The sequence below is a fragment of the Pseudomonas sp. P179 genome, assembly GCF_000478485.2.
Classification (GTDB): Bacteria; Pseudomonadota; Gammaproteobacteria; order Pseudomonadales; family Pseudomonadaceae; genus Pseudomonas; species Pseudomonas aeruginosa.
This window is the reverse complement of the sequence record NZ_KI517354.1, coordinates 4,218,360-4,229,804: the sequence shown is the minus strand read 5'-3', so window position 1 is coordinate 4,229,804 and position 11,445 is coordinate 4,218,360. Positions and strand designations below refer to the sequence as shown.

Annotated in this window: 7 protein-coding genes, 2 tRNA genes and 3 rRNA genes; all 12 read right to left on the bottom strand. The window is 57.0% G+C overall.

The features are described 5' to 3' along the window. Positions 1–616 (bottom strand): PqiB family protein (locus HMPREF1224_RS31930; protein WP_010793751.1); only part of this gene is annotated, 616 nt, incomplete at its 3' end. After that, complete coding sequence (locus HMPREF1224_RS31925; RefSeq protein ID WP_003107436.1) at positions 609–1,229, bottom strand: paraquat-inducible protein A; 621 nt, start codon at positions 1,227–1,229, stop codon at positions 609–611. The genes HMPREF1224_RS31930 and HMPREF1224_RS31925, both read right to left, overlap by 8 nt. After that, the gene (locus HMPREF1224_RS31920; RefSeq protein ID WP_023187661.1) at positions 1,216–1,923 is read right to left on the bottom strand and encodes a paraquat-inducible protein A; all 708 of its coding nucleotides are present in this window, start codon (positions 1,921–1,923) and stop codon (positions 1,216–1,218) included. Before HMPREF1224_RS31920 ends, HMPREF1224_RS31925 begins: the two co-directional genes overlap by 14 nt. A gap of 146 nt (positions 1,924–2,069) precedes the next feature. Beyond that, positions 2,070–2,185, bottom strand: a 5S ribosomal RNA gene (gene rrf, locus HMPREF1224_RS31915). A gap of 143 nt (positions 2,186–2,328) precedes the next feature. Next, positions 2,329–5,219, bottom strand: a 23S ribosomal RNA gene (locus HMPREF1224_RS31910). 226 nt (positions 5,220–5,445) lie between these two features. Continuing rightward, positions 5,446–5,521: transfer RNA gene (locus HMPREF1224_RS31905), tRNA-Ala, on the bottom strand. 28 nt (positions 5,522–5,549) lie between these two features. Next, a tRNA-Ile gene (locus tag HMPREF1224_RS31900) sits at positions 5,550–5,626 on the bottom strand. Between the two features lie 64 nt (positions 5,627–5,690). Further along, a 16S ribosomal RNA gene (locus tag HMPREF1224_RS31895) occupies positions 5,691–7,226 on the bottom strand. The 16S, 23S and 5S rRNA genes sit together here with 2 tRNA genes alongside, the layout of an rRNA operon. Positions 7,227–7,768: 542 nt before the next feature. Next, positions 7,769–8,377, bottom strand: a complete 609-nt coding sequence (gene msrQ, locus HMPREF1224_RS31890; protein ID WP_003113449.1) for a protein-methionine-sulfoxide reductase heme-binding subunit MsrQ — start codon at positions 8,375–8,377, stop codon at positions 7,769–7,771. Further along, the gene (gene msrP / locus HMPREF1224_RS31885) at positions 8,377–9,390 is read right to left on the bottom strand and encodes a protein-methionine-sulfoxide reductase catalytic subunit MsrP (protein WP_003100146.1); all 1,014 of its coding nucleotides are present in this window, start codon (positions 9,388–9,390) and stop codon (positions 8,377–8,379) included. The genes msrQ and msrP overlap by 1 nt, the downstream gene beginning before the upstream one ends. 60 nt (positions 9,391–9,450) lie before the next feature. Beyond that, on the bottom strand, positions 9,451–10,266 hold the full coding sequence (gene pssA / locus HMPREF1224_RS31880; protein WP_003095061.1) for a CDP-diacylglycerol--serine O-phosphatidyltransferase: 816 nt from the start codon (positions 10,264–10,266) through the stop codon (positions 9,451–9,453). 154 nt (positions 10,267–10,420) lie between these two features. Continuing rightward, positions 10,421–11,437, bottom strand: a complete 1,017-nt coding sequence (gene ilvC / locus HMPREF1224_RS31875) for a ketol-acid reductoisomerase (RefSeq protein ID WP_003095066.1) — start codon at positions 11,435–11,437, stop codon at positions 10,421–10,423. Positions 11,438–11,445: the final 8 nt, after the last annotated feature.

The window sequence follows — 11,445 nt, the reverse complement described above, 5'->3', positions numbered from 1 at the left end:
CCGGCTCGATGTGCACCTTGATCTCGATGGTCCTCTGGTCATCGCCTAACTGGAAGCTCTTCACCTGGCCGACCTGGATCTGCCGGTAGAACACCGGGCTGCCCTGCTCCAGGGAGCCCAGGCGATCGGCCTTGAGGGTCAGGTGCAGGCCGGGCAGCTTGTCGGAAAGGGGTGGCGGCTCCTTCAACGCGGTGAAGTAGCGTTCTTCCTTCTCGCCCTTCACCGGATCGACCGCGATGTAGACGCCGGAGACCAGGGTCTCCAGGCCGGTGACGCCAGCCAGGGAAACCCGCGGCTTGACCAGCCAGAAGCGGGTGTCCTTGCTCAGGTACTCCTGGGCTTCCTTCTTGATCTCGATGGTCGCGACCACGCCCTTGATGTCCTTGCTGACATGCAGGTCGGTCACCTTGCCCACCGAGATGCCCTTGTACAGCACCTCGGTCTTGTTGGCCTGGATCCCGTCGCCGCTCTCGAAGCGAACCTGGATGTCCACGCCAGCCTGGTCGAAGGCACGCCACGCCAGCCAGGCACCGATGGCCAGGGCCACCAGCGGCAGCACCCAGATCGCCGACCAGTTCGAGGTCTTGTGTTTCTTCGGACTTGGCAGATCACTCATTCTCGTCATCCAGATTGGTGTTGTCCCAGATCAGCCGGGGGTCGAACGTCACGGCGGCGAGCATGGTGAGCACCACCACGCTGGCGAAGGCGGCGGCGCCGAGGTTGGCCTCGATGCTCGCCAGGTTGCCGAAATTCACCAGCGCCACGAGGATGGCGATGACGAAGATATCGAGCATCGACCAGCGCCCGATCCATTCGATGAAGCGATACATCAGGATACGCTGGCGGGCCGACATCGGCTGGTGCCGCTGTACCGAATAGAGCAGCAGGGCGATGCCCACCAGCTTGAAAGTAGGAACCAGGATACTGGCGACGAACACCACCATGGCGATGGGGAACATGTCGGCATGCACCAGTTCGACCACGCCCTCCATGATGGTGGCGGGCATTCCGCTGCCGAAGAGGTTGACCGTCATGATCGGCAACAGGTTGGCGGGTATGTAGAGAATCGCCGCGGTGATCAGCAACGCCCAGGTGCGCGTGAGGCTGTTTGGGCGCCGGGCGTGCAGCACCGCACCGCAGCGGCTGCAACGCGGATGCTCGTCCCCGTCGGCGCGATTCAACTGGTGGCACTCGCCGCACACCAGGATTCCGGCATCAAGCGCGCGCATCGTCGTCCTCGCCGCCCAGCGCTTCCCATACCTGGTGCGGCGACATGGTGACCTCCAGCCAGACCTGGGTGAACAGCAGCGCCACGAAACAGGCCAGGCCGATGCCCAGGCTGAGGTCGGCCATGTCGATCAGCTTGACGATGGAAACCAGGATACCCATGAGGTAGACCTCGAGCATCCCCCACTCGCGCAGATGGTGATAGCCGCGGTAGAGCAGCATGCCGATGTGGCGGGCGATGCCGAAACGCACGCTGATCATCACCAGCAACTGGCAGAGCAACTTGACCAACGGGATCACCATGCTGCACAGGAATACCAGGATGGCGACGCCCTGCATGCCACTGTCGTAAAGACCGAGCACTCCCGTCCAGACCGTATCGCTGCGGGTCTGGCCGAGCAGGCTGAGATTCATGATCGGCAGGAAATTGGCTGGGATATAGAGAAATAGCGCCGTCAGAACCAGCGCGAAGCAACGGCGTTTCCATTGATGGCGATGCGCGGCCAACTCGAAACCGCAGCGCGGACAATTGGCTTTCTCGCCCGGTCCCAGGGGTTCCCGGCGCATCAACAGATCACACTCATGGCAAGCAACCAGTTCTTCCAGGGGAAGATCCTGCAGGCCACGGACATCGGTATCGGACATGAATGAGCTCGGCTGGATTTGTCGGCTATTGTAGACGAGCGCACAGTGCAAATCGCGTCTCCCATGCCCTCGGAAGTACGCCGCCCGGCAGCTCTCGAAGTTTTTCGATTACCGTCCGCAGCGCTGCTGGCTTGCCACTTTTCCGCGCGCAAAAGCAAAACCCCCGGTCATCGCTGACCAGGGGTTTTGGGATAGGAGCTTGACGATGACCTACTCTCACATGGGGAGACCCCACACTACCATCGGCGATGCGTCGTTTCACTTCTGAGTTCGGGAAGGGATCAGGTGGTTCCAACGCTCTATGATCGTCAAGCAATTCGGTTGGATATCCGTTCGCTTGGGCTTACGTCTATCCGGATTCAGGTATGTGATTTCAAGGTGTTTGCGGTTCATGCGAACTTTCGGTTCGTCGACTTCACCTTACAACACACAATCATCAGATTGTTTGGGTGTTATATGGTCAAGCCTCACGGGCAATTAGTACTGGTTAGCTCAACGCCTCACAACGCTTACACACCCAGCCTATCAACGTCGTAGTCTTCGACGGCCCTTCAGGGGAATCAAGTTCCCAGTGAGATCTCATCTTGAGGCAAGTTTCCCGCTTAGATGCTTTCAGCGGTTATCTTTTCCGAACATAGCTACCCGGCAATGCCACTGGCGTGACAACCGGAACACCAGAGGTTCGTCCACTCCGGTCCTCTCGTACTAGGAGCAGCCCCTCTCAAATCTCAAACGTCCACGGCAGATAGGGACCGAACTGTCTCACGACGTTCTAAACCCAGCTCGCGTACCACTTTAAATGGCGAACAGCCATACCCTTGGGACCGGCTTCAGCCCCAGGATGTGATGAGCCGACATCGAGGTGCCAAACACCGCCGTCGATATGAACTCTTGGGCGGTATCAGCCTGTTATCCCCGGAGTACCTTTTATCCGTTGAGCGATGGCCCTTCCATACAGAACCACCGGATCACTAAGACCTACTTTCGTACCTGCTCGACGTGTCTGTCTCGCAGTCAAGCGCGCTTTTGCCTTTATACTCTGCGACCGATTTCCGACCGGTCTGAGCGCACCTTCGTACTCCTCCGTTACTCTTTAGGAGGAGACCGCCCCAGTCAAACTGCCCACCATACACTGTCCTCGATCCGGATTACGGACCAGAGTTAGAACCTCAAGCATGCCAGGGTGGTATTTCAAGGATGGCTCCACGCGAACTGGCGTCCACGCTTCAAAGCCTCCCACCTATCCTACACAAGCAGGCTCAAAGTCCAGTGCAAAGCTACAGTAAAGGTTCACGGGGTCTTTCCGTCTAGCCGCGGATACACTGCATCTTCACAGCGATTTCAATTTCACTGAGTCTCGGGTGGAGACAGCGCCGCCATCGTTACGCCATTCGTGCAGGTCGGAACTTACCCGACAAGGAATTTCGCTACCTTAGGACCGTTATAGTTACGGCCGCCGTTTACCGGGGCTTCGATCAAGAGCTTCGCTTGCGCTAACCCCATCAATTAACCTTCCGGCACCGGGCAGGCGTCACACCCTATACGTCCACTTTCGTGTTTGCAGAGTGCTGTGTTTTTAATAAACAGTCGCAGCGGCCTGGTATCTTCGACCAGCCAGAGCTTACGGAGTAAATCCTTCACCCTAGCCGGCGCACCTTCTCCCGAAGTTACGGTGCCATTTTGCCTAGTTCCTTCACCCGAGTTCTCTCAAGCGCCTTGGTATTCTCTACCCGACCACCTGTGTCGGTTTGGGGTACGGTTCCTAGTTACCTGAAGCTTAGAAGCTTTTCTTGGAAGCATGGCATCAACCACTTCGTCATCTAAAAGACGACTCGTCATCAGCTCTCGGCCTTGAAACCCCGGATTTACCTAAGATTTCAGCCTACCACCTTAAACTTGGACAACCAACGCCAAGCTGGCCTAGCCTTCTCCGTCCCTCCATCGCAGTAACCAGAAGTACAGGAATATTAACCTGTTTCCCATCGACTACGCTTTTCAGCCTCGCCTTAGGAACCGACTAACCCTGCGTCGATTAACGTTGCGCAGGAACCCTTGGTCTTTCGGCGTGGGTGTTTTTCACACCCATTGTCGTTACTCATGTCAGCATTCGCACTTCTGATACCTCCAGCAAGCTTCTCAACTCACCTTCACAGGCTTACAGAACGCTCCTCTACCGCGTCACTTACGTGACACCCGCAGCTTCGGTGTGTGGTTTGAGCCCCGTTACATCTTCCGCGCAGGCCGACTCGACTAGTGAGCTATTACGCTTTCTTTAAAGGGTGGCTGCTTCTAAGCCAACCTCCTAGCTGTCTAAGCCTTCCCACATCGTTTACCACTTAACCACAACTTTGGGACCTTAGCTGGCGGTCTGGGTTGTTTCCCTTTTCACGACGGACGTTAGCACCCGCCGTGTGTCTCCCATGCTCGGCACTTCTGGGTATTCGGAGTTTGCATCGGTTTGGTAAGTCGGGATGACCCCCTAGCCGAAACAGTGCTCTACCCCCCAGAGTGATACATGAGGCGCTACCTAAATAGCTTTCGAGGAGAACCAGCTATCTCCGAGCTTGATTAGCCTTTCACTCCGATCCACAAGTCATCCCCTACCTTTTCAACGGGAGTGGGTTCGGTCCTCCAGTCAGTGTTACCTAACCTTCAACCTGCTCATGGATAGATCGCCCGGTTTCGGGTCTATACCCAGCGACTAAACGCCCTATTAAGACTCGCTTTCGCTACGCCTACCCTATACGGTTAAGCTTGCCACTGAATATAAGTCGCTGACCCATTATACAAAAGGTACGCAGTCACCTAACAAGTAGGCTCCCACTGCTTGTACGCATACGGTTTCAGGTTCTATTTCACTCCCCTCTCCGGGGTTCTTTTCGCCTTTCCCTCACGGTACTGGTTCACTATCGGTCAGTCAGTAGTATTTAGCCTTGGAGGATGGTCCCCCCATGTTCAGACAAAGTTTCTCGTGCTCCGTCCTACTCGATTTCACTTCAAAGATCCTTTCGCGTACGGGGCTATCACCCACTATGGCCGCACTTTCCAGAGCGTTCCGCTAAAATCAATGAAGCTTAAGGGCTAATCCCCGTTCGCTCGCCACTACTAAGGGAATCTCGGTTGATTTCTTTTCCTCAGGGTACTTAGATGTTTCAGTTCCCCTGGTTCGCCTCTTGCACCTATGGATTCAGTACAAGATACCTAGGTTATCCTAGGTGGGTTCCCCCATTCAGAGATCTCCGGATCAAAGTCTGTTTGCCGACTCCCCGAAGCTTTTCGCAGGCTACCACGTCTTTCATCGCCTCTGACTGCCAAGGCATCCACCGTATGCGCTTCTTCACTTGACCATATAACCCCAAGCAATCTGGTTATACTGTGAAGACGACATTCGCCGAAAATTCGCGCTTGAACTCGCAAATTTTACCTTGACTTGAATGATCACCAGTGAAAGAGATCATTCAGTCTTACTTCTATCACATACCCGAATTTTTAAAGAACAGTTCTGGTGCAAAGACCAGAAATCAATGTTCATTCACGAACATTCATTTCTGAGCTTTCGACGATTGTTTTAGATGGTGGAGCCAAGGAGGATCGAACTCCTGACCTCCTGCGTGCAAAGCAGGCGCTCTCCCAGCTGAGCTATGGCCCCGTATCGGATCACGCAGCACACCAACAATTGGTGGGTCTGGGCAGATTCGAACTGCCGACCTCACCCTTATCAGGGGTGCGCTCTAACCAACTGAGCTACAGACCCAATCGTCTAACCAGTGAATCAAGCAATTCGTGTGGGAGCTTATGAAGAAGCTGAGATCTTCGATTAAGGAGGTGATCCAGCCGCAGGTTCCCCTACGGCTACCTTGTTACGACTTCACCCCAGTCATGAATCACTCCGTGGTAACCGTCCCCCTTGCGGTTAGACTAGCTACTTCTGGAGCAACCCACTCCCATGGTGTGACGGGCGGTGTGTACAAGGCCCGGGAACGTATTCACCGTGACATTCTGATTCACGATTACTAGCGATTCCGACTTCACGCAGTCGAGTTGCAGACTGCGATCCGGACTACGATCGGTTTTATGGGATTAGCTCCACCTCGCGGCTTGGCAACCCTTTGTACCGACCATTGTAGCACGTGTGTAGCCCTGGCCGTAAGGGCCATGATGACTTGACGTCATCCCCACCTTCCTCCGGTTTGTCACCGGCAGTCTCCTTAGAGTGCCCACCCGAGGTGCTGGTAACTAAGGACAAGGGTTGCGCTCGTTACGGGACTTAACCCAACATCTCACGACACGAGCTGACGACAGCCATGCAGCACCTGTGTCTGAGTTCCCGAAGGCACCAATCCATCTCTGGAAAGTTCTCAGCATGTCAAGGCCAGGTAAGGTTCTTCGCGTTGCTTCGAATTAAACCACATGCTCCACCGCTTGTGCGGGCCCCCGTCAATTCATTTGAGTTTTAACCTTGCGGCCGTACTCCCCAGGCGGTCGACTTATCGCGTTAGCTGCGCCACTAAGATCTCAAGGATCCCAACGGCTAGTCGACATCGTTTACGGCGTGGACTACCAGGGTATCTAATCCTGTTTGCTCCCCACGCTTTCGCACCTCAGTGTCAGTATCAGTCCAGGTGGTCGCCTTCGCCACTGGTGTTCCTTCCTATATCTACGCATTTCACCGCTACACAGGAAATTCCACCACCCTCTACCGTACTCTAGCTCAGTAGTTTTGGATGCAGTTCCCAGGTTGAGCCCGGGGATTTCACATCCAACTTGCTGAACCACCTACGCGCGCTTTACGCCCAGTAATTCCGATTAACGCTTGCACCCTTCGTATTACCGCGGCTGCTGGCACGAAGTTAGCCGGTGCTTATTCTGTTGGTAACGTCAAAACAGCAAGGTATTAACTTACTGCCCTTCCTCCCAACTTAAAGTGCTTTACAATCCGAAGACCTTCTTCACACACGCGGCATGGCTGGATCAGGCTTTCGCCCATTGTCCAATATTCCCCACTGCTGCCTCCCGTAGGAGTCTGGACCGTGTCTCAGTTCCAGTGTGACTGATCATCCTCTCAGACCAGTTACGGATCGTCGCCTTGGTAGGCCTTTACCCCACCAACTAGCTAATCCGACCTAGGCTCATCTGATAGCGTGAGGTCCGAAGATCCCCCACTTTCTCCCTCAGGACGTATGCGGTATTAGCGCCCGTTTCCGGACGTTATCCCCCACTACCAGGCAGATTCCTAGGCATTACTCACCCGTCCGCCGCTGAATCCAGGAGCAAGCTCCCTTCATCCGCTCGACTTGCATGTGTTAGGCCTGCCGCCAGCGTTCAATCTGAGCCATGATCAAACTCTTCAGTTCAATACTGCTTGGGTTTTGAGAAAACCCTAAACTTGGCTCAGCAATCGCATTCTCTTAAAAAGAGATAAAACTCTCGAATTCACGAGTGTTACTTGCGTTGCTGATAATCTTGCGATCACCAGTCTTACATCACAAGCACCCACACGAATTGCTTGATTCGACTTGTTAAAGAGCAGTTGGTCAAGGCTTTCGTCTCAACCGAGGCCGCGCATTCTACAGCAACCTCTCGTTCCGTCAAGCGTTATTTTCGAAAATTTTCTTTTCTACTCAACCGCTTGCGCCGACCTTCAAACCATCTTCCGATCAGCGGGAGGCGCATTCTACAGCGTTCAAACTCGCTGTCAAGCACCTCGATGAAGCTTCGTTTCGAACCCCTTTCGGGACCGAACCGCTGCGGCGAACAACCTGCCGGAGCGCTTCACCACCCCTGGGAGAGAATCCGTAAATACTTGATTTTCAAGCATTTACTCTTCGTCGTCGCCGGGAGTGGTGCGCATTATAGGGAGATAGAAACTGGCGTCAACACTTATTTGAAACTTTTATTACGAAACACCGTGACGAGTTCGAAGCCTGGGCAGGCGGCGAGCGATCGAGGGTAGCCGCAGCAGCATGAGCGACGCACCAACCACAGCGTACAGGGTCCACTCCTCCAGGTCTGCCCGCACCACCCAGAGCATGTGCAACAAGCCGAGCCCAAGGATCAGGTAGACCAGGCGATGCAGCTTCTTCCAGCGGCTACCGAGCTTGCGCATGGCGAAGCGGTTGGAAGTGATCGCCAACAGGAACAGGCAGACGAATCCAAGCATTCCCACGATGATGTAGGGACGCTTGCTCAACTCGATGCCCAACTGCCCCCAGTCCAACCCCAGGATGAACACGTAGTAAGCGCTCAGGTGCAGCAGCACATAGGTGAAGCACCACAACCCCAACTGGCGGCGCACGGCGATCCAGCCCGGCCAGCCGCTCAGCTTCTGCAGTGGCGTCATCGCCAGGGTGAGTAGCAGCAATACCAAGGCGCCCAGCCCCAGTCGATCGACCAGGGTCTTGCCCGGGTCAGGTCCGAGGGCAAAGATCCAGGCTTGGTACAACCACCAGGCCGGCACCGCCAACGCCCCCAGGAATACCGCAAGGCGCAGATACCAGTAGCGCATCAGTAGTACTTCCTCAGATCCATGCCGCTATAAAGGGAAGCGACCTCACTCCCGTAGCCATTGAACATCTGCGTATCCCGCACATTGGGACTGAACAACCCACTGGGCAGGCGCCGCTCGCGGGCCTGGGACCACCGCGGGTGGTCGACCTGCGGATTGACGTTGGCATAGAACCCGTACTCGTTGGCGGCAATGCTTTCCCAGGTGGTCTTCGGCTGCTCGCGGACCAGACTGATACGCACGATAGACTTGATGCTCTTGAAGCCATACTTCCACGGCACCACCAGGCGCAACGGCGCGCCATTCTGGTTGGGCAACAGCCGCCCGTACATGCCCACCGCCAGAATTGCCAGGGGATGCATCGCCTCGTCCATGCGCAAGCCTTCCATATAAGGCCAGTCGATCACCGAGAAACCGGAGCGTTGGCCGACCATCTGTTCCGGACGCTGCAGGGTTTCGAAACGGACGAACTTCGCCTGCCCATTGGGTTCGACCCGCTTGAGCAGGTCCGCCAGGGGAAAGCCCAGCCAAGGGATCACCATCGACCAGGCTTCCACGCAGCGCAGCCGATAGATGCGCTCTTCCAGTTGGTAGGGTTTGACGAAATCCTCGAGGGCATAGGTACCCGGCTTGCCGACCTCGCCGTCGATCACCACCGACCAGGGCTCGGTCTTCAGGGCCGAGGCGTTTTCCGCCGGGTCGCCCTTGTTCGGCCCGAACTCGTAGAAATTGTTGTAGTGGGTGGCGTCCTTGAATGGCGTGATCGCCTCCCCCTGGACATTCACCGCCTGCCAGCGGGTCTGCGGTAGCTTTTCGGCGAACCAGCCCGGCGCCGGTACCGACTCGACGCCGGCATAGCGCTGTTCGTCGGCAAAGCCCAGGCGCGGCAGGCCGCTGGCCAGCGCCAATCCGGCGAAGGAAGCACCGAGCAGACGCCGACGGGACAGGTAGAGGGTTTCGGACGTGACTTCCGACTCGGAACAGTCGGAACGGGAGGGAATCTTGATCAGCATGACGGGCTCCGCAATGACCAGCTTTGTGCCAGTAGACTACGGAGCCCGTTGGAAATTACATCAGCTCGGCTGCTTCCGGCGACGCAGTTGCAGCAGGTATTGCACAGGACCGGAGGCCGCGTAGGCAAGGAACAGCAACAGGAGGATGCGCGGCGGGTCGGTAAAGACCACGGCGAAGGCCAGCACCACGATAAGGATCGCCACGAACGGCACCCGGCCGCGCAGGTCGAGATCCTTGAAGCTGTGGTACTTGATGTTGCTGACCATCAGCACACCGGCGGCGGCGACCAGCAGGGCGACGAGGAAGGCAACCTTGGCGCCCTGGATCTCGAAATCGCTGAACGCCCATACCGTGCCCGCCACCAGAGCCGCGGCGGCCGGACTGGCCAGGCCGATGAAATAGCGCTTGTCGGCCTTGCCGACCTGGGTGTTGAAACGAGCCAGACGCAGGGCTGCGCCCGCAACGTAGATGAAGGCGACCATCCAGCCGACCTTGCCGAGGCTGCCAAGCGCCCATTCGAAGGCGACCAGCGCCGGCGCCACACCGAAGGCGACCATGTCGGACAGCGAGTCATACTCGGCGCCGAAGGCGCTCTGGGTGTTGGTCAGGCGAGCCACGCGGCCGTCCAGTCCATCAAGGACCATGGCCACGAAGATAGCGATGGCGGCGTTGGCGAACTGGCCGCTCATGCCATTGATGATGGCGTAGAAGCCGGAAAACAGGGCCGCCGTGGTGAACAGGTTGGGCAGCAGGTAGATACCGCGGTGACGAACCTTCCGCCCTTCGGCGTCGTGCCCTTCTTCTATATGTTCGTCGATGGGCAGCAGGCTTTCTTCGTCGGAGGCCTTGTTCGGCTCCTCGGGACGTTCACTCATGGACAATTCCTTGGGAACTGATGGGGTACGAATATGCCGACAGCACTTCTGACTAGGAAGACAACTCCGCCGGCCCAGGCTTTATACCAGATCGCCAGGCAAGAACGAAAAAACGCGGCCGGGGCCGCGTTTCTTCGTCTGTCGCCGGAGCCGCTTAGTTCTTGCTCTTGTCGACGATCTTGTTGGCTGCGATCCACGGCATCATCGCGCGCAGCTTCTCGCCGATCTGCTCGATCGGGTGAGCGGCGTTGTTGCGGCGGTAGGCAGTCATCGACGGGTAGTTGGCCGCACCTTCGGTAATGAACATTTTCGCGTACTCGCCGTCCTGGATGCGCTTCAGGGCGTTGCGCATGGCAGCACGGGACTCGGCGTTGATCACCTCCGGACCGGTTACGTACTCACCGTATTCGGCATTGTTGGAGATGGAGTAGTTCATGTTGGCGATGCCGCCTTCGTACATCAGGTCGACGATCAGCTTCAGCTCGTGCAGGCACTCGAAGTAGGCCATTTCCGGCGCGTAACCGGCTTCGACCAGGGTTTCGAAACCGGCCTTGACCAGCTCGACGCAACCACCGCAGAGAACGGCCTGCTCACCGAACAGGTCGGTTTCGGTCTCGTCCTTGAAGGTGGTTTCGATGATACCGGTACGACCGCCGCCGACGCCGCAGGCGTAGGACAGGGCGACGTTCTTGGCGTTGCCGGAAGCGTCCTGGTAGATGGCGATCAGGTCAGGGATGCCACCGCCCTTGACGAACTCGGAACGCACGGTGTGACCCGGTGCCTTCGGCGCGATCATGATCACGTCGAGGTCGGCGCGCGGGACGACCTGGTTGTAGTGGATGGAGAAGCCGTGAGCGAAGGCCAGGGTGGCGCCCTTCTTCAGGTTCGGCTCGATCTCTTCCTTGTACAGGCGGCCCTGGAACTCGTCCGGGGTGAGGATCATGACCACGTCGGCTGCGGCGACGGCGGTCTTCACGTCGGCAACCTTCAGACCGTGCGCTTCGGCCTTGGCCACGGTGGCGGAGCCGCTACGCAGGCCCACGGTGACGTCGACGCCGGAGTCCTTCAGGTTGCAGGCATGGGCGTGGCCCTGGGAGCCGTAGCCGATGATGGCAACTTTCTTGCCCTGGATGATCGAGAGGTCACAGTCTTTATCGTAGAAAACGCGCATGGGAATTC

Bases quoted from the DNA above. Each gene is read 5' to 3' on its own strand.
- HMPREF1224_RS31925 (WP_003107436.1), bottom strand. From the start codon at position 1,229: ATGCGCGCGCTTGATGCCGGAATCCTGGTGTGCGGCGAGTGCCACCAG.
- pssA (WP_003095061.1), bottom strand. From the start codon at position 10,266: ATGAGTGAACGTCCCGAGGAGCCGAACAAGGCCTCCGACGAAGAAAGC.
- ilvC (WP_003095066.1), bottom strand. From the start codon at position 11,437: ATGCGCGTTTTCTACGATAAAGACTGTGACCTCTCGATCATCCAGGGC.
- msrQ (WP_003113449.1), bottom strand. From the start codon at position 8,377: ATGCGCTACTGGTATCTGCGCCTTGCGGTATTCCTGGGGGCGTTGGCG.
- msrP (WP_003100146.1), bottom strand. From the start codon at position 9,390: ATGCTGATCAAGATTCCCTCCCGTTCCGACTGTTCCGAGTCGGAAGTC.